The organism is Flavobacterium sp. KH_035, assembly GCF_057839565.1.
Window position 1 is genome coordinate 751,574 of record NZ_CM174492.1, and the last position, 20,415, is coordinate 771,988.

Annotated in this window: 12 protein-coding genes; 9 read left to right on the forward strand and 3 right to left on the reverse strand. The window is 34.3% G+C overall.

The window, feature by feature from the left end:
* Position 1 precedes the first annotated feature (1 nt).
* The 4 genes from AC3IS6_RS03385 (at position 2) to AC3IS6_RS03400 (ending at position 14,130) form a co-directional block, all read left to right on the forward strand.
* The gene (locus tag AC3IS6_RS03385) at positions 2–715 is read left to right on the forward strand and encodes a LolA3 family protein (RefSeq protein ID WP_489164908.1); all 714 of its coding nucleotides are present in this window, start codon (positions 2–4) and stop codon (positions 713–715) included.
* 21 nt (positions 716–736) lie between these two features.
* Positions 737–12,172, forward strand: coding sequence for a thrombospondin type 3 repeat-containing protein (locus AC3IS6_RS03390; protein ID WP_489163546.1), 11,436 nt, complete (start codon positions 737–739; stop codon positions 12,170–12,172).
* An 85-nt stretch (positions 12,173–12,257) separates the two neighbouring features.
* Complete coding sequence (locus AC3IS6_RS03395) at positions 12,258–12,617, forward strand: hypothetical protein (protein ID WP_489163548.1); 360 nt, start codon at positions 12,258–12,260, stop codon at positions 12,615–12,617.
* Between the two features lie 466 nt (positions 12,618–13,083).
* On the forward strand, positions 13,084–14,130 hold the full coding sequence (locus AC3IS6_RS03400; RefSeq protein ID WP_489163550.1) for a tyrosine-type recombinase/integrase: 1,047 nt from the start codon (positions 13,084–13,086) through the stop codon (positions 14,128–14,130).
* A gap of 157 nt (positions 14,131–14,287) precedes the next feature.
* Here AC3IS6_RS03400 and AC3IS6_RS03405 read toward each other — a convergent pair whose 3' ends face one another.
* The 3 genes from AC3IS6_RS03405 to AC3IS6_RS03415 are packed head-to-tail and all read right to left on the reverse strand — an operon-like array spanning position 14,288 to position 16,345.
* A complete protein-coding gene (locus AC3IS6_RS03405) occupies positions 14,288–14,746 on the reverse strand; it encodes a toxin-antitoxin system YwqK family antitoxin (protein ID WP_489163552.1) in 459 nt (152 codons plus the stop codon).
* Positions 14,743–15,195 (reverse strand): hypothetical protein, encoded by a 453-nt coding sequence (locus AC3IS6_RS03410; protein ID WP_489163554.1) that lies wholly within the window; start codon positions 15,193–15,195, stop codon positions 14,743–14,745. Before AC3IS6_RS03410 ends, AC3IS6_RS03405 begins: the two co-directional genes overlap by 4 nt.
* Before the next feature lie 13 nt (positions 15,196–15,208).
* The gene (locus AC3IS6_RS03415; protein ID WP_489163556.1) at positions 15,209–16,345 is read right to left on the reverse strand and encodes an RHS repeat domain-containing protein; all 1,137 of its coding nucleotides are present in this window, start codon (positions 16,343–16,345) and stop codon (positions 15,209–15,211) included.
* A 111-nt stretch (positions 16,346–16,456) separates the two neighbouring features.
* Between AC3IS6_RS03415 and AC3IS6_RS03420 the strand changes: the two genes are divergently transcribed.
* The 5 genes from AC3IS6_RS03420 to AC3IS6_RS03440 are packed head-to-tail and all read left to right on the forward strand — an operon-like array spanning position 16,457 to position 20,382.
* Positions 16,457–17,239, forward strand: a complete 783-nt coding sequence (locus tag AC3IS6_RS03420; protein ID WP_489163558.1) for a toxin-antitoxin system YwqK family antitoxin — start codon at positions 16,457–16,459, stop codon at positions 17,237–17,239.
* 4 nt (positions 17,240–17,243) lie between these two features.
* On the forward strand, positions 17,244–18,455 hold the full coding sequence (locus tag AC3IS6_RS03425) for a hypothetical protein (protein ID WP_489163560.1): 1,212 nt from the start codon (positions 17,244–17,246) through the stop codon (positions 18,453–18,455).
* Positions 18,430–18,774 (forward strand): hypothetical protein, encoded by a 345-nt coding sequence (locus AC3IS6_RS03430; RefSeq protein ID WP_489163562.1) that lies wholly within the window; start codon positions 18,430–18,432, stop codon positions 18,772–18,774. The genes AC3IS6_RS03425 and AC3IS6_RS03430 overlap by 26 nt, the downstream gene beginning before the upstream one ends.
* Complete coding sequence (locus AC3IS6_RS03435; RefSeq protein ID WP_489163564.1) at positions 18,755–19,258, forward strand: PulJ/GspJ family protein; 504 nt, start codon at positions 18,755–18,757, stop codon at positions 19,256–19,258. The genes AC3IS6_RS03430 and AC3IS6_RS03435 overlap by 20 nt, the downstream gene beginning before the upstream one ends.
* On the forward strand, positions 19,255–20,382 hold the full coding sequence (locus tag AC3IS6_RS03440; RefSeq protein WP_489163566.1) for a type II secretion system F family protein: 1,128 nt from the start codon (positions 19,255–19,257) through the stop codon (positions 20,380–20,382). Before AC3IS6_RS03435 ends, AC3IS6_RS03440 begins: the two co-directional genes overlap by 4 nt.
* Positions 20,383–20,415: the final 33 nt, after the last annotated feature.

Below are 20,415 nucleotides of genomic sequence, written 5' to 3' on the forward strand. Positions count from 1 at the left end.
TATGTTTTATAAAAAAATAATATTCGTATGGGCGTTATTCACTTGTTGTTTAGCACATACACAGACCGTAAATGAAGTTTTTCAAAGGTTAGCCAAACAGTATAGTTTGGCCAAACCTTTACAATACAAATCAAATTATACTTTGTATAAAGATTTTAATTCTAAAAAAGCAGAACAAAACTATAAAGGCATCTATTATAAAAATGCACTCAATGAAGTCTATACTAAAATAGGAGATACCGAAATACTGAATTCAAAAACAGTATACCTTAAAATCAGTAATACGGAAAAGGCGCTTGAAATTTTACCTCCTGTCAAAAATTACGCTGGAGATTTTGATATGAAACCTTTGCTGGATGTCTGTAAAATTGAAAAGTTTGTCGATTACAAATCGTATTGGGAAATAACTCTAATAGCAAAAAACTACTCCAGCCTGCCCTACTCCAAAATTGTTGTTCAGGTCACAAAAAATTATTTTTTGCAAAAGCAGACTTTTTATTACAGTACTGTAATTAATTTCTCTAAAGATTACAAAAGTCCGGATCCTCATTATCCGAGATTGGAAATAGTCAATACAAATTTTAACAGAAGTCCGGTCAACGCTTCGATATTTAGTACCAAAACATACTTTACAACATCTGCTAAAAAGCAAATTATTTTAGCCGAAAAATTAAAAAAGTATGAAATTATCGATCAAAGAGTTGTTTCTCAATAAATAAAATAAAAAAAGAGATATATGTATATCAACAAGCATCTAATAGCATTTGTATTTACCCTGTTCTCCTTGTTTGCATTCAGTCAGCAAGAAGAATTTGCAGGAGAAAGAAAACAAGGAACTGAATTAAACGCACGTCCATCATTAAAGATAACTGATCCTAAGATCAACAGTATCGATCAACAAAAAATTTTTACATCTGTAAAACCTGCAGTGTCTATTCATTTTGGATTTGATGACGTTTTAAACACTCCTGAAGCGCTGGCTAATTATGGCAGTGTTTACTATTGCGAAATTGTATTGACCGTTATACCGATGGATAAGGCCGGTAATCCTATTACTACCTATTTGGATGATCAGAAAAAGACAAAATCATTTCTAAATTCTTTAACCTTAAAGATCAAACACGATAATAAAACAAAAGGACAGTCTTTAAATGATTATGCGGTTTATCGATTACCGGGAATCCACAAAGCCGAGGTAAAAGTTGAATCTATAAAATATTACAGTTCTGACGTGAGTACTAGCGCCAACGAGGTAGTAGTTCCTAACTCTACCGCTTTTGTAGCTTTGAAATTCAATACAGACCGCTACTATAATATGCAGTTGAGTAGCACAGAATATACCTCTGTGTTTCCTATTTCACATCAATTTATAAAATACAATGGCACAAAAGAAGAAACTGTTTCTAAAGTTAGTGATGGTGCAGAAGAATTAGTAATCAACTGGACGAAAGATGCAATTGCACCCGCCGTTGAGTATGAACTCGAATGGACCTGGATTGATAATTACAAAAAAGAAGGTGGTAAACTAAATCCAGATCAAATTAGACTGACGGAACAGGATTTCAAACGAAACAGTACTAGAATTCAAACAAAAGAGGTCTCTTACCGAATCCCTCTTGTTTACTCTAACGGATATTTGATTTACCGAATCAGACCTGTTGGGCGATTTTTAGACAACACTTCCAAAAACTTTTATGGGGTGTGGTCTTCAGGTATCACTGATTCGTTTAAAAGTATAGTTAACTGGCCTCAGGAACAGGTAATCGAAATCGATCAGGCACATGAAAAAGGAAAAAAGAACTGGCAGTATCAGGCCACTTTTGCCGAAGATGGGAAAAAGAAAGAAGTGGTAAGTTACTTTGACGGAAGCTTGCGAAATCGTCAAACGGTAACCAAAACAAATACTACGGAACAAAAATATTCAGGAGCAACTTTAGTTACCACTCAGGGAAAAGCTATTGTTGGAGAAGTTATTTACGATAATCAGGGAAGAGCGGCTATTGAAGTTTTACCGGCACCTGTAAATTCATCAGGAATTCATTTTTACAATAATCTAAATAAAAATGCCAATAATATAATATATACTCACAATGATTTTGATTGGGACAATCCTTCTGTTCTAAACTGTGCTCCTGTACCGGTATCAACTATGTCAAATACAGCCGGGGCAGGTTTATATTATTCAGAGAACAATCCAATTCTTGACAACCATCAGGATCTTGTTCCTAATGCCGGCGGATATCCTTTTTCTCAAATTGAGTATACTCCGGATAATACCGGAAGAATTAAAAGAAAAGGTGGTGTTGGTGCCGATCATCAAATTGGGACTGGTCATGAAATGCAGTATTTTTACGCACAGCCAAAACAAGAAGAATTAAATCGTCTTTTTGGTTATAAAGTGGGAGATTTTTCACGCTACAAAAAGAATATTGTAATCGATCCTAACAAACAGGCTAGTGTAAGTTATCTGGATCCTCAAGGCAGAACAATTGCGACAGCTCTTGTAGGAGATAACAATCCAAATCTCTTACCTCTATTAGACGAAACTACTGATGAACTACATCTTTCAACAACCACTAACCTATTATCAAACAATGATAAATATGCATCTGGAAATAATGGTATTGAGGAAGATGGTATTCGACTTAACACAACTGTTTCTGTAATTAAAAAAGATGAAAACATATTTGAATATACATTCGAAAAGAATATAGGCTCCTATACCGATTTGTGTTTAACCGGAAAACAATATCCATTTGTTTACGATTGGTCAATTGGTTTAAAAAATGATTGCGCTGATGAATTACTTACAGGTTCTGATCCTTTACGTTCGAAAATTGGTATTTTCAGTTTAGAAACTTTTAGTCCTGTCTCTTTAAGCATACCAAAAAGAGAATACAAAGGATTACATCTGAACGAACATCTAAAAGTAGGGACTTATCCTTTAAGTAAAGATCTTAGGGTAGATTATGATGTTTTAAACAAATACGCAGATGATTATATTGCCCAATTAAAAACAGATAAAAAATGCCTTCCTGATTTTGCAGGTCTTGAACCGGATATTAAGGAAGAAGATTGTAACGTGACTTGTAAAAGTTGTGAACAGGCCTTAATATGTGATAATTTAACGCAAGCAGAATGTGACGCTTTCAAACTAAAGCTATCAGCTGATGCTTCTTCTCTTGGAAACGTTGCTCAAAGAGAATCTCAAGTACTTGATGCCGAAAAACAATACGTGATCAAGAACCTAAATGCCTTTTACGTTGGTAATACCTTTACTTACAGCGGATCTGAGTTTGTCACGGCAAAAATTGATCAAAAAGAAATAACTCCAAAGGTAACAGCTTTTAAATCTCAGTTTAGAGGTTTGTTATCCGGTTGTCGTGAATTATGCGCACAGCCTATCGATGTTTGTAATCTTAATTTAGAGATGTTACTGGGTGACATGAGCCCGCACGGTCAATATGGTTCGGTAGAAGGATTAGAATCTGAAGATGCCGAAATCGAAAATCCGGAGTCGAAAAAAATAACCGATCCGTTAAGTATTTTTAACCCAAACAATCAATTATTATATGGTGGTTATACTACAACTTTAGAAAAAGATCCTGATACCGGGGCTGACGTTGAAGTTAAAGTTTCTAACTACAATTGGAAGAATCCTCACGGAGGATCTTACAAAGAAGAAGACGGATCAACATCAAAGGTCAGAGTACGATACCTTGGAGAAAATCTCTACAAACCTAGTTTGTCTGATGATGCCGTTGTAACAGAGAACGATCCGAGTAGTGATGATCCTAATGTATTTCTGGTTGAGCCAAAATATTTACGCTATATCGCTGATTTCGTTCCATTATGGAAAACGAGTTGGGCCAATGCGCTGCTACCCTATCACCCGGAATATCAATACTACGTTTATAATTTAGTATTATGTGAGAATTTAAATTCCGATGGGGATAATTCTGACGCGTTTGATGAAAAATTAAGAACGCTAGATTACTATGATAGTGAAACAAAACAAATCAAAGACACAGACAATAAAATTTTTGCTCCAGCTGATGGTATAATTGCAAAATTATCTAAAATAGATGGAAACGGTCCAGATGGTGATCCTTACTATACATTAACAAATAAATTAGAAATTGGCGATGAATATGAGCTCAAAAAATTCCTAAAATACGAAGCAACAGATGGTAATTTTGAAGGTATCATGCTTAGTAATGGAAAAAGGCTGAACATGCTTCAGGTGTCTTATTACTTTGCTTTATATAACAACGGAATTACACCGGAATCAGAATATGAAGACTTTGTAAATCTTTCGATACCTAATTTATTGGCGAAAATTAATACCATTCAGAATCCGGTATTAAAACAAAGAATCTGGACAAACTTCAAAACAAATTATATTTCCTTTAAGCAGAAAACCAGAACCGTTTTCTCTCATATCTATGCCGCTAAAAACAACAATTATAATGACTGTATTGGCAATGTAGAAAGTTCAGACACTTTTGTTACTTTGTTCAAAAAATATGACCAATATAGAATTGGTAGAAAGACCAATTACTTACGAATAACAACGTTAATAGACAAAATTCTACACGATCCTGTAATACCAACAATCCCTCCAAGTGAAGGAATTGCCTTGGCCTGTTCGGAGGAAACTGCTTCTTTATTTGCAAAAAAAGAAAAACGCTTTGTACCGGCTGATTTTGGTTTTGACTCCGCACTTACGGATGACCAGATTATTGCTGACCTTAAACCCAGCTCAGAATCGGCCATGTACATGGAAACCGGAAGATGCCCTATGTCATTTGAGGTGGAGTATTTCTTAAAAGGACTGGTAGACCCAACCATTCAAAGTGAAGGTTTAAGAGTTAATGGACTCAAAACTACCAGTATGACCTATCTGACCAAGAATTTGTTCAATGCTCAGGTTAATCCTGACTTTAATCTACAAACGGCGACAGAAACACCAAAGATCAAAACTACCGAAGACAGTGCAGGTACTTTAAATATTGGGTTTACTTATCAAAATCAATCTATTTCAACACCAATTGAGTTGAGATTTATAAACACATCAAACTATCAGGATGCCTGTGGCAATTATCTAAACCCGCCTAAATGGGAAGAAATAGTTGAATTTAAAAGTTTTTACTACATTCCCGGATCTTATGATAAAATAAGTAAAACCTACCAATTCCAGATTCTGGGTATTGTAAAAAGAACAGGTGCTGCATCAAACTGTAATTCTCCCGAAGAAGTCCTTATCGAAGGAACCACTAAAGCCAATATTGGTGAGTGTTCGAATTTGACAATAGTACCATGTGATAAAAAAGAAAAATTCGATGTAGCATTCAGAAATTTAGTTTTTGATTTACAAGCTTCCGGGACAATCCGCGAGGCAGACTTAAATATTACGGCCAACCCTGCTTTTACTGGTGGATATTTATATACTTACTTTGACGTTAAACCAAATGATCTTGTAAAATGGAAAAATACTTCAGAAGGGGTTTCAATTTTTGTTAATGATGTAAGACGTGTTGCTTTAAATCTATCAGGTTATACCCTGGGAGCAGATCGTATTTCAGGTATTTCAATTGGAAATTTACAAGGAAACTACAATATCGTAAGAATAAAAACCAAAAGAGGTGGCTTTAGCAACAGACAAGTGACAGCCAAAATCACCTCCGGTGACACAAACAGACCGTTGTACTTGACCTGCTGTTCTCCTTGTGGTGAGTGGGACCGTAACGGAAATGGTCTAGGCGATAACTGTGAAGAACAATTTTGTGGAACAGTAGATACTGACGGTGACGGAATTTTTGATAATTGCGATAACTGTGTAAATACACCAAATCCTAATCAGGAACCGTGTAACGACTATACTCCTGTTACTTCTTGTACAGTAGTTGCTGCCGAAGAGCTTGCTTATGAAAATAACGTAAAAAATGTACTAAACGATTTCTTACTTTCAAGAAACCACGAAGTAAATGCTGACGGAGATTTCTGGAAATCAGGAACCGTATCCAGCTATAGCCCGATAAATACTTTTGTAAGGGATTCAAAATTAGTATCTCATTTTCAAAAACAAAGAACAAGATATACAGAAAACAATTTCCGTCCGGTTGTGATAGACCGATACTCTATTCTTGCCGAAAACAATTTATTAAGTATAACATTTGACGAAAATTCAGGTTCTATCAATAACAAAAATTTTATTAATTTTTATGATATCAATCTAAAAAATGCCCGACGTATTAATTATATCGATGTAACAAGTGATTTATCATTCGTTATAAGTTTTATAAACAATCAGGGTAAAACAGTAATACAAAAAGGTACCAAAATTTCTCATTATACCTTTACTAAAATAACCAGTTCAGAAGCTAAAGCTCCCGCTGTGGCGTTTTGTCCGTTTGTATCAGAAACCTATCCTCCTAAAACAACCGGCAGAAAAGCTGTTGATAATTCAGATGATTTGTATGTTTCTATTTTTGCAGATGGAACAATACAATTCCAAAATAACAAACCTACTTTATCTTCTAAAACTGGAAGACGTGCTAGTGTTATATCGTTAGAAACCACAACATCAGCGTTTAGCTGTTCTAACCTTTGTATTCCTTCTGTAGTTGCTCCAATAGTTTGTGGTAATCAATGGCGTACTTTCAAACAAGTTATAAGCGCACAGGTTCCGGACTATAAGCTGTCTGAGGAAATGAATAAAGATGCTAAATATTTCTGCGAAGGAAATTTTGGTTACATCAGTACCGATTACCTGAATTATTTAACAAAACTGGAAATTACAAGTATTGAAAACCCATTATTTGTGTCGATTAGCGAATTTGGTTCAACCAAACTAAGATATGGTAATAGTACTACAAGTACCGTTATCAATGAATTCTATGCTTATGTGCAGTCACAAATTGCAAAGCCAACGGAACAGTTGTTAATCTGGCCTCAGTTTGCCGATAAATATGTTGCCAATAATAAGATCTGTCCTCCGGCTATAATGATTCCTACATTCAGTTTAGTAATTCCTCCTAAGCCAGGAACGAAAACACCATGCGAAATATATGCTGCTATTGTAAAAGCAGCAAACAAACAGGCAATTGAAAATGCCTTCTATGAAAACAAAAAAGAAGAATTTAGACAAAACTATCTTAAAGCTGCCTTAAGCGGAATAAAGGAAACTCTTACTCAAAAATCACGAGATAAAGAGTATCAATATACACTGTACTACTATGATCAGGCTGGAAATTTAATTCAAACCGTTCCACCAGAAGGAGTACAAAGGTTAAAACCTAACTCAGATGTATCAATAACGAACGTTAGAGCAAAGGATCCTGAAAAAGTAGATCTTGGGCTTGTTGATGGTGTACCTGTTGCTCCTGAACATAAAATGCAAACACAATACCGTTATAATTCATTAAACCAACTGGTATGGCAAAAAACACCGGATGGTGGAGAAACCAGATTTGCGTATGATGCGTTAGGAAGAATTGTGGCCTCACAAAACGCTAATCAGGACAAAGCAAAAAACCTTTTCAGCTATACGCGTTATGACGGTCTTGGCCGAATTATAGAAGCCGGACAATTTGAAGTTAAAACTGGTACTTCCTTATCTATCAATGAAAACGGAAGACTAATTTTTACCAACAATAAGGAGCTTGTACCTGTAGATGCCGTTTCAGATAAATTCCCTTATAATCAGGGGAAAACTTTTGATCAGGTGACCAGAACGCTATATGATATCCCGGTTGAAAATACTGCTGATTGGTTTACTTCTTATGACTCTGATAATAGTCATAAAAGAGTGACTGCTGTACTTTATTATGATAAATTAACCGAAGAAATAAAAGAAACAAAAGCGGCGGACAAGTATAACAATGCCATATTGTATAATTATGATGTACATGGAAATGTAAAAGAACTAGTTCATCATACCAACAACAATACAGAGCTTAACACTCTTAAACAAGATCGTAAAAAAGTCGTGTACGATTATGACTTAATTAGCGGGAACGTAAACAGAGTGACGTATCAGCCAAACAGTACTAAAGACCAGTTTATACACCGTTACGAATACGATGCTGATAATAGGATCAAACAGGTTTATACCAGTAAAGACAATGTTATCTGGGAGAAAGAAGCTAACTATCTGTACTACGAACATGGTCCATTGGCGCGTGTAGAAATTGGAGATAAAAAAGTACAGGGTCTGGATTATATCTATACCCTACAAGGTTGGTTAAAGGGTGTGAACTCAGAAAAACTTGGAGCAGATTATGATGCCGGTAAAGATGGATTAATCGTTGCCAAAGACGCTTTTGGTTTTGCCTTAAACTATTATAAGGGAGATTATAAATCCCGTTTTAGCACAAACAACAGTGCTATCGACAACAAAATTTTTGCTTTCAGTAAAGGAACTAATGCTCTTGAGGGAGATTCTAACTTATACAATGGTAACATCAAAGAGATGGTAACATCCTTGTTAGACGATTCACAACAGCCAATTCCTACGCAGTTTAACTATTACAAATACGATCAGCTTAACCGTATCAAAAGCATGAACTCTAAGGCAATTTCATATGCCACAGGAGGTGCTGCTAATGACCCTGTAGACGGATATAAGAGCAACTACAGCTACGACCGAAATGGTAATCTTACCTTTCTTAATAGCTGGGCTCCATTGGCAAATGGCGCGTTAAACACAACTCAGATGGACCAGTTAACGTACAACTATTTAGCCGGTACCAATAAATTGACACATGTTAACGATGCTGTTCCTAATAAAGCCTTTAGTAATGACCCACATAATGATAATGATACTTCACTGGATATTGACAACCAAGCTCCAGGAAACTATGCTTATGATGAAATTGGTCAGCTGATTAAGGATGCTAAAGAAAATTTAGACGAAATAAAATGGAGAGTTGACGGTAAGGTAGAATCTATTACCAAAAGTAAAGGTCTGGCCAATCAGGTAATTATTAGTTTTGAATACGACGGTTTAGGAAACCGTGTTGCAAAAACACTAACGACCACTTCAAAAGCAATTACCACTTATTACCAGCGTGATGCACAAGGAAATGTGTTGAGTACTTATGAAATGATTAAAGAAGGAGGAACTACCAAATATTTCCTAGTTGAACAGGATATTTACGGCAGTAGCCGTCTGGGAGTTGAAAGTGGAAGAAGAGAAATCACAAAAGATGTTGACTCTGCCCTTAAGAATTCAAAAGTTGTAACGGCCAGTGCAAAAAACACTATTGTTGCAAAGGTAGCCGCAACAATGTCACCAACAGCAACCTGGGGATTAGGATTTGATTCTACAACTGGACGCACGGAATGGCCTATAAATAATAAAAATGCTATAAACTTATTTGACAACAAATCGCCAAAAACAGAGGCGGTATCTGTAAATGCACATTTCAAAATAGATTCGAATAATACGAATGAAACGAATATTCCGGAAATCAAAACTTTAGCCGTATTCCACGGATCATCTGTAGAAGGAGATCATCCGGGTGATAATTCATTCTCTTTCAGAAGTTCGATCGTTATCGGCGTCAAAAAAGTTGGAGATCAGTATACTCCGGTAATTTCATTAATTAAATACCGTAGAAATCATAATAAGTACAAGGCTGTTATAAAACTAAAAAAACGTACCCGTTACTCTTTTAGAAGTTATGCATCTGCTGTTGATTATGTGTTGAGCCCTATTAAGGTGAGGCCTGATGCCCCTGATTATATAATTACAATACCGGAAAAGGAATGGGATTTCAAAGCAGATATTAAGCTTAATCCTAATACCTCCAACTATGACATTCAAATTAAGCTGAATGATAATATTTATACAACGGTTGCGGCATCTCGTTCTATCTTAAATGGTGAAGAAAACAAAGGTTACAATGGTGGAGACGGAGGGCTTAATATCGCTGTACCGCCAAACAGCCTTGGCGCCGCTACAATAAAATACAGACCAGATCACGAAGTGTCTTACCAAGCCTTAAAATCAGAATTATGCGATTTCACTTATAGTATCAATAATGGCGAAGATCCGGAAGATCTTAAAATTAATACATTCAGTTTTGACGAAGGACCGGGACAAAACTCCACAAACAATCCTAAATCGAATACCGGTATTCCAATGACACGATCTGGCGTTAACTATGCCGATACTTTTTGCAGTAATCCTAATGAAGATACAGACGGAGATGGTTATATAAATAGCATAGACAAATGCCCGTTCATATTCAACCCTGACCAGAAAGATTCAGATGGAGATGGTGTAGGTGATGTATGCGACAATTGTATTGCAATAGCAAATGGTAAATTACAGGAAAACCTTGCTGGTATCGGCAATCAATTAGACGCTGATGGTGATGGTGTAGGTGATGCCTGCGATAATTGCGTAAAAACACCTAACTTTGATCAGATAAATTCTGATGAAGATCCTTTTGGTGATGTTTGTGATAATTGCAGAACAAAAACCAACCCGCTTCAGGAAGATATCAATAATAATGGAATTGGAGATGCCTGTGAAGGTTTAGACCAAGGAGAAGGAGATGGTTCTGTAGTAACAAGTCCGTTGACATCTTACCGTTTTGTTGGAGATAAAACCTATGAGTTGTCGAACCATTTAGGAAACGTATTAAGTGTAATTAGTGACAGAAAACTTATTAGAACTGCTAATGAGCCACTTCAGGAAACACTTAATCAATACGACTTTACAGGTTGGACAAGTATCAAAAATGATAATAACTGGAACTTACTTGGTGTTTCAACAGCAGTAAATACAAGTAGCAACAAATTGGTAATTAACGTAGAGGATGCAACTTATGGAATATCTTATTCGATGAGTACTGTAGCTGGTAAAAAATATACCGTAAGTTATGACCTGGAATTAATCTCAGCGCCGGAAATTAAAGTTAAAGCAACAAACTTTTCGAACCCAATAATTCAAAAAATCGATGGAGTTTCAGGCAGACAGAGTATAACATTTACTGCAGGAAGTCCAGTGACAGTAATTTATTGGGCCCGAACTAAAAATAAGGATGGTGTCACGGAAACATTTACTTTAGATAACGTAACAACAAGCGTAGAGTCGACAGAAAATAGAGTCGCTACTACTTCCTTTGTTCCGGACGTTCTTAGCTTCTCAGATTACTATCCTTTTGGAATGCTGGTGCCAAACCCAAACAAACTTAAAAATAATTACCGTTACGGATTCCAGGGACAGGAAAAAGATAATGAAATTAGAGGTGGCGAAGGAAATTCGTTGAACTATACTTATCGTATGCATGACCCTAGGATTGGTAGATTTTTTGCTATTGACCCATTATCTAGAGATTACCCATGGAATTCTCCTTATGCGTTTAGTGAAAATAGAGTTATTGACGGTGTTGAATTGGAAGGTTTAGAATTTAGTAAATATTGGAACAAATCTCAATTCTTAAACAGAACCAAGGAACTTATGAAAAACCCTATTTCTATAAATCAAGGAGGGGGGGGTACATGCGCTATTGCAGCTATAACATATTTATGGATTATTAAAGACAAAGCTGGATATTATAACACAATGTTAAAACTTTATTCTAATAATAAAGCAAAATATAATAATTTTGAGATTGAACCTGATAGCCATTTATTTGATTTAGACCCTAATAAAACTAAAAATTTAACACATGACCCTAAAACTCAATCTGCCGATTGGATTGGTTTATCCAGTATTCAAGATTCAGTTAATAGATTTTATGATTATGATGGTACAAAAGGAGATACATCTGGTGAAGGTAACTCTATATCAGTTATTAAAGACTTAATGAAAGATTTATTAGGATTCAAGAATGTTGAATCTTTTCAGCCTACTGCTATTGAAAGTGGGGAACAATTTCTTAAAAAAATTGATAAAAAAAGCCAGCAAGGATACAGTATTATACTTTCAGTTAATAGCTGGATAATTAATGGTGACGAGGTTCGTAATGGAGAACATGCAGTAACATATTTAGGAAACCTTAAACAAGAAGCTTCTTTTGGTGATATGAAGTTCTTTTCATTTGATGTTCAATCATGGGGAAAAGTTTACAGGATTCATAGAACTGAAAAAGATTTAAAACAAGATATTCATGTAGTAATTATTGGAGAAGATGACATTAAAACAGATAAAAAATAGTGTTTTTATTTTAATTATTATATTTTTTAGTTATTCATGTAACGAGAAATTAAAAAAGAAAAAATTTATTAAAATAAGTAAATTTATGCCTTATCTTCATACAGATTTAGAAATGTCAAAGATAGATAGTATAATTTTAATTAAATATACTCGAAGTGAAATCAAAGACAGCTCTAGGGTTTGTGTTAAAAACAGATACATAGATAACGGAGGCTATAAAAAATGGCGTTTTATGTTATGTGATAGTTTTGAGGTAGGGTATAATTATAAAATTAAAATAGTACTAGATAATATGGTTTATTCTTATAATTTTGAAAAAATTGTTTACGACACAATTAAATCATATGAAGGTTACAGATATGATACAAAGAGTTATTTTTTAAATGGGATAAAATTTGAGAATCAATATTGTGATTATGTCCTTCCAGACATCAATCCCCGATAAGTCGGATATGTCAACACAACTATAGCGCAGATTTACAATTTGTGCCCGCTAAGTAGAGGTACACAGCTAATCTATAAAACAAAAAAACTGCAACTGGAATTCATTTTCTGGTTGCAGTTTTTTATGTTTAAAAGCCAAAAATAGTTTTTTCACCATACAGATAGGCACCCTTTATAAAGCTTTCGGATACGTAACAAGCTTTTAGCCCGCTCTACAAAGAGTTCTAGTGAATAAATAAATTTGTCTTGTGTGTTGTGCGAATGTCTCCGACTTCGCACCCACAACGATGAGTTATAAAGAGCGTTGAGGAAAAAAGGGAATTATCCGAAAATTAAGTTCTTACTATTCTTTTTTTATCAAAAGCGAATAAGAAAAACTACAACCCTAAAAAAGTTGTAGTTTTTTTATTTATACCTACTTTCTGTGTTATTTTCGCTTAAAATTATATTTTTTTAAAAACCACGTAATGAAAAAAACGAGTGCAATTATTCCCTTATTCAAGCAGTTCATAAAAGAAACAGAAACGGGTAAGCGACTCAAGAAGAATGGTGAAAAAATAAAATCAGGTTCTATAGACAATTACAAATATGTTTTGCAGAATTTAATTCAGTTTTCAAATGAAACTAAATTTGAACTCCGTATCTGCGACGCGTCAAGACTCGATAAACGGGAATTAACATCTGAGAAAAGCTATTGGAAAAAATTCTATCAAAAGTTTACTGATTTTTTATATAAAAAAGGCTGCCACGACAATTATGTTGGTGCTAACATTAAGGTCATTCGCGTATTTTTTAATTACCTGAAAAATGACAAGGATTTAAATACAGGTGATTTTCAGCGTTTATTCTATGTTCGAAAAGAAGAAATAGAAATATTTGTCCTTTCTCCGGAACAGCTTAAATTTTTGATTCACGATAAAGAATTTGAAGAGAAACTTATTCCGAGCTACAAGCGAATTAAAGATATTTTTGTTTTTGGCTGCACTACCGGTTTACGTTACTCGGATATTTTTTTACTGACTAACAAAAACTTTGAAAAGATGGAAGAGGATTGGTATTTAAAGCTTAAATCGAAGAAAACCAAAACCTTTAGTTTCATTAAACTTTCTGCCTATGCAGTAACCATTTTTCAGCGTTATACCACCACAAACAATAAGACCACACTTTTTGGAAATACCAGTTTGTTCAATTTTAACAAGAGCCTAAAGCAAATTGGTGAGCTTGCCGGTTTTACAGCTCCAATCGAAATTACCCGCGAAAAACTAGGTAAGACGCAACCTATAACAAAGAAAACAGATTACTCTAAAAATCGTTTCTGTGATAAAATGAGTTCACACATGATGCGACGAACTGCCATTACAACTTTATTGATTTTAGGCATGCCGGAACATTTAGTTCGCAAGATTAGCGGACATAGTCATGCCAGTACTTCTTTCAATCGTTATGTGCATTATGCACAAGCCTACATGGACAAAGAAATTGAAAAGGTATATAGCAAATTGGAGAGCTATTAAATAAAGAAACCTAATGCCAGAATTATATCTGACATTAGGTTTTCATGTTTTCATAAATACTCTTTGCGGTTTATAGTTGCGAGTGCTAAGTCAGGAGACATGTACAGGATATACCACAAGTTTATTCTTTAATTAGAACTCTTTGAAGAGTTGTTTTTTACTTTCTAATAATCGTTTTTTTTGTAAAATGTTCAAATTTAATCTCTTCTCCATCAATTGAATAATGCTTTTCCACGCCATTAATGTTTCCGTTTGAATAATTTAAAACGGCCTTTAAATTACCATTAGCATAATAGTAGGTTTCAGTTCCATGCTTGATTCCTTTAACATAATTGCAGGTCCATAATACAACACCATTTTCGGCAAATCTTTTTTGCAATCCATGTAATAAATTTTTCTTGAAAAAGTTTACGTCTTTAATCTTATCATTTGTATAATATGTTATAAACCTTCCTTTTTTATCACCATGATTATATTCACCTTCAAATATTAATTGTTTGGTTTCATTATCAAACACTCGCCAATATCCCTGCTTATGACCCTTTTTGTCATATGTTTGTGCATTTGAGAAATGGAAGAAAAAACAAAACAACAGTAGTAAGTACAGTCTACTCATCGTATAATATCTAAAAAATCTAAGATATTGCCTAAATTAAAAAAAGAGCTTTTCTTTGATTTTTCAAACAAGTGTTCTCCTATTAACATTTTTATCTCATTTTTACTGGTACCTAGATCCAAATGATAGATCTCTTTTTGTCTGGATTGAATTTTTATCAATCCGTTTTCAAGTTCCGTAAATGATAAAAGCTCTTTTTGAGCTTGAAAAACCAATCTGTTTTCATAATTAAATAGTCTAATCATATTTTCATCAATTTCTAATTCTGTAATTTTATTTTTATTTTTTAAATAAATCTTATACGCTTTATAAAAGAAAAATAGTGAAAAAATAAAACTTAAAAACTTATACCCCTTAAAGGAGGCAAGAATTGCTAAAAATAGAAGAACAACTACTACAAAATATTGCAATGAAGAAATATTAGTTGAAACTTTATAACGATTTATCATAGTTTATTTGGGTTTAATCAATTTTTTTTACCTCTTCAAAGGTATTAGAATTTTCTTTATTATCAATAATGTTTTCAAAGGGAACATCAATTTCTTGAGCTTGACGTATCATATCACCTTTAACATTTGAAGCTTCAAAATACATTAATATTTTTATTCCAGTTTCATTTTCAACAAATTCAACTTTTGATTTAAAACTTGTTATGTCAGATATTTTATTATTCGCATCAGCAACAAAAGCATCATATGCTAATTTTGCAGAAGTATCTATTGCTCTTGAAAAATTCTTACTAACTTTTCCGTACGCCATATATCGACCAAATGTTGATGTGCCTTTAGCTGTTAATTTAAATAACCCCGCAGATAAGTTTGAAGATATATCTATTGCTTCACCTGTATAATAACCTACATCACCTGCATAAGGCATTCCCTTAGCTTCTAAATCATTACCTGCCATTTGAAGAATATTATTTGAATTATCAAACCTCGAATCACTCTCTTTTCTATGAGCTAGTGCAATTTTCCCAATTCCATATCCTGTTTGAGCTACACCATAAGTAATTGCAACAGCAGCTAATCCCTGAAATCCAGGCACGGCAGCTAAAGTTATACCAGCACTAGTTGTAACAATTCCTCCCAAAGTTGTAGAGTATGCATCAATATACGTTTCATATTCTGTGTATAATTTTAATGCCGAAGTACCATAATTCTGTAAAGTTTTCTTCGCATCGCCAAGGGTTAAACATTCAAGACCCTCTAACTCAATAGCATCTATCACACGATTTTCTGAAAATGCATAAGGACTATTCCAAGGATACTCTTTTGCCAAAGGATCCACTGCAAAAAACCTACCAATCCTTGGGTCGTGCATACGATAGGTATAGTTAATCGAATTTCCTTCACCACCTCTAATTTCATTATCTTTTTCCTGTCCCTGGAATCCATAACGGTAATTATTCTTAGGTTTGTTTGGGTTTGGCACTAGCATTCCAAAAGGATAGTAATCTAAAGTAACATAAGACCAATAAAAATAGGAACTCTCTTCAAAATAAAAAACAAACAAAACTGCACAAAAAGGCATTTTTAAGCCTTTCAAAGATAGAAAAATAACTAAAAAGAAACTTGTTTTTAAGCGTATCCAGAATACCATTTAAATCGTCCTTTTGTACCAATACTTTATCATTAAAAAACCTACAATATTTGTTTGTAAAAGAATTTTAAAAGTTTATCTTGCCCCAGTTTTATTAAAAAAAATACCACATTGAAAACAAAAGTATTACCCGTTTTTTTTCTGTTCTTTTTAAGTCTCTTTTTGGTTGCATTTTCAGATCCATATATGATCAAACGCATTTCTGATGCGAACTTCAGATATGAATTTTATACAACCGATAAAAAGATCAAGGTAAAAGACCATAAAGTATACTATTGGTTCAAAGGAGGTGCCATCCACAGTGCTGAGTCGGGCATTGCAGGAACTTTACTTGACGATAAGTTCGTTAAAATGTATCACAGCAATCAGCTGGCTGAGCAAGGTCAGTTTAAAGAAGGACTTAAAGTCGGGCTTTGGAAAACCTGGCATCCTAACGGTACCATTGAAACCATTCAAAATTGGAAAAAGGGCTTTAAGTATGGAGATTACTTCCGTTACGACCAAAACGGTGCTCTGGCCGAAACAGGCAAATACAGTAAGGATTTAAAAAGCGGGAAATGGGTTAATTTCGAAAAGAAAGATACTCTTGTTTATAAAAAAGGAATTCTTGTTCCTAAAAAACAAAAACTTTCAAAATCTCAGGAATACAAACTGAAGGAAGAGCAAACAAAATTAGAGCAATCTCAACAGAGAGCCAAAGAACTTGAAATCACACAGGATACCAACACCCTTACCTCATACAAAGCCGCAACGAAAGAAAAAGAAAAAATAGCAAAAGAAAAAGCGGCAAAAGAAAAAGCTGCCGAAAAGGAAAAGAGGGCAGCTGAAAGAGCTACAAAAAAAGATTCCAAATTAAAATCTTTCTTCAAAAACTTATTTAAGAAAAAGCAATAAACGAATGGTCAAAGCTCACAGTTTATTGTATGCCATCTATATTTGCCTGATCATCTCCATAATTTGTGGAGCATTATTGTATTTTGCAAATTTGTACAATCAGCTTAACCTGTACTATAATCTCCAGGAAGAACTGTACATACAAAACCAGTCGGTTGTGAACTTTGCTTTAGGAAATCAAATCATCCCGCAGGAAATCGAAAAAGATGAAAATACGGGAATCGAAGGAAGTTATACCACAAAACCCTATGGCCTGCTGACTCTTTTACTGGCAGAATCGTCGGTAGGCAATGACACCGTTACCTCGGCACATTTTGTTGGAAGTTACAATACGGATAAAACGGCCATTTATTTAACAAACTTATCTAAATCACTTTCGTACTCAGGAACGGTTAAACTAACCGGAAATAGTGAACTGCCTTCTACTTTTATTGAGACGACCTATCTAAACAATAGCCCCAATAAACTTATTAATAACGGAAAAGTAACGGTTTCGGATGTTAGCTTACCGGAGATAAATCCGGACTTCAAAAAAATATTCGAGACTATCTCTGGTCAAAAAACAGCCTTAAAAGAGATTGAAAAAGCAAAAGATTCGTTATACTACAATTCCTTTTTTAACACCACAAAAGAAATCTCTGTAGCGTCAAGCCTTTCCAACATAATATTTAAAGGCAATTTCATACTTCGCTCCAAAGATTCCATCCGAATACAAAAGAACGTTGTATTGGAAGATGTAATTGTAATTGCACCAAAAATAACTTTTGAATCCGGTTTCAAAGGAACTGTTCAGGCATTTGCCACCAAAGGCATTGACCTTGAAGAAAAAGTCACTTTAAATTACCCTTCTGTTATTTGCGTATACAACACCAAGGAAGAAGAAAGTAAAATTAGAATCAAAAAAGAAAGCACAATAACCGGTGCCGTTATACTTTTTGGCAATTTAAACGAAACAATAGATAAAAACAGCATCGACATAGCCCAAGAAGGTTTAATCTACGGAGACATTTACTGTTCTGGCAAATTATCATTAAAAAGCACTGTTTATGGTGCCGTTTATACCAATCGCTTTTTTATAAAAACTCCGGCCTCAACATACGACAATACGATCTCAGATATTGAGATCAATACAAATAAAAGGCCCAATTATTTTATTTCGATTCCGCTATTTACCAATCAAAAAACTGCTTATGGTATCCTTAAAAAAGTATTGTAGCCTAAGAGCAAACTCCATACTGGAGTCGGTAATAGCATTAACGATAATCTCGATCTGTCTGTACTTTGCTATATTAATTTTTGCCTCGGTATTTACACCAAGAACATCTGCCAAGTTTTACAGCACACAAAACAAAGCCAATGAATTGTTTTTTTTATCACAATTAAAGAACGATTCCCTGCAATATGAAAGCGAAAATGAAAACCTTCAGATTGAAGAAGAAGTTGTAAACGATCATCTGAAAAAGGTATTCATCCAATATAAAGATAGCACACAATTTAAATTTGAAAAAAGTTTTTATGTTGAGAACAATCCGTAGTGGCACAAATTCAGTTCCGGCATTCTCAATCATAGAAACGATTGTAGGTATGGCAATTTCGGCAATTATTATGGGGATATTGTTTGTTATCTTCACTATAGTGTCCGACAGAATGATCGATTTTAGAAACCAAAATCAACTTGTAAATGACCTTAACAGGCTAACATACAGCCTTAATAAAGATATTTTCGAAAAAGAAAAAATGAATCAGATAGATCATGAATTATTTTTCATAGGATACTCCGGAGAAAAAGTAACCTACAATTTTCAGGAAGATTTTACAACAAGAACAAATGAAACCTTTGTCGATACTTTTAAAATAAAGCTAAAACAAATTGTTATTGATACAGTCAAAAACAAATCGGAACAATTACTGTTTCAAAAATTAAAGCTAAACACAGAAATTAATGACAGTCCCTCTTCTCTAAACTTTTACAAAAGAGTTTACGCGAATGAATTATTACAAAAAACAGCACGAAGATGAGTTTCGATTTAAGTACATACAAAGCTCCGAAAAGAGAAAAAACCGATTTCAAAATACCATCGGGTACTACCTCGTTTCAGTTCTCAAAAAAACTTTCTGACAAGAAAAAAGAAATATTTTACAGAGAACTGGGAATGCTGCTTAAATCCGGGGTTGATTTCAAAAAAGCATTAGAAATTTTAAGCAATCAGTCGACCAATAATTTTGAAAGAGAAATCATAATACAAATCAAAGACAAAGTTATTGAAGGAAGAAGTATCTATGAATCAATGCGCGAAACGAATCAGTTCTCTGCATACGAGTATTACAGCATTCAGATAGGTGAAGAAACCCGGAAACTTGAAGAAGTGTTAGGCGAACTACAGAAATATTTTAATCGAAAAATTCAAATGAAAAGACAAATTGTTTCGGTTATGACCTACCCTACCATCGTAATGCTGGTAACCATTCTGGTGCTCTATTTTATGCTAAACAAAGTGGTTCCTATGTTTAGCTCTGTATTTAAACAATTTGGAAGCGAATTGCCTAAAAGCACACAGATTATTATAAAAATATCCAATCATTCCGGCGCTATTTTTACGCTCGTCATCGCGCTGCTTGTTGGATTGATAATCATACATACTTTGCTAAGGGAAAAAGATTTTTATAGAGCATTTACTACACGAATGGTGCTGAAAATACCCTACTTTGGCAACCTTATCAGAAAAATTTACATCTCTCGTTTTTGTCAGGCGATGAATTTATTAATTACTTCAAAAACTACTTTAATAAACTCCCTATCCTTAACGGCAAAAATGATTGGCTTCTATCCGATCGAAATAGCTATTCAGGAAATAAAGGACGACATAACACGCGGAGCTTCTTTAAATGAGAGTTTAAAGAAACATAGTGTCTTTGAAAATAAAATGGTTTCGATGGTCGAAGTGGCCGAACAAGTAAACCAACTTGAAACAATGTTTGAGCGACTTACAGAGCAATATAATGAAGAAATAAGCCATCAGACAAAAATGATTGGAGTCATACTCGAACCTATGATAATCATTGTAATCGGAGTAATTGTGGGGGTAATTATGGTATCAATGTATGCCCCAATGTTCGATTTAAGTAAAATAATAAATAAGTAACAATAGTTTCGGTACAATTTGTATTTTTGCCAC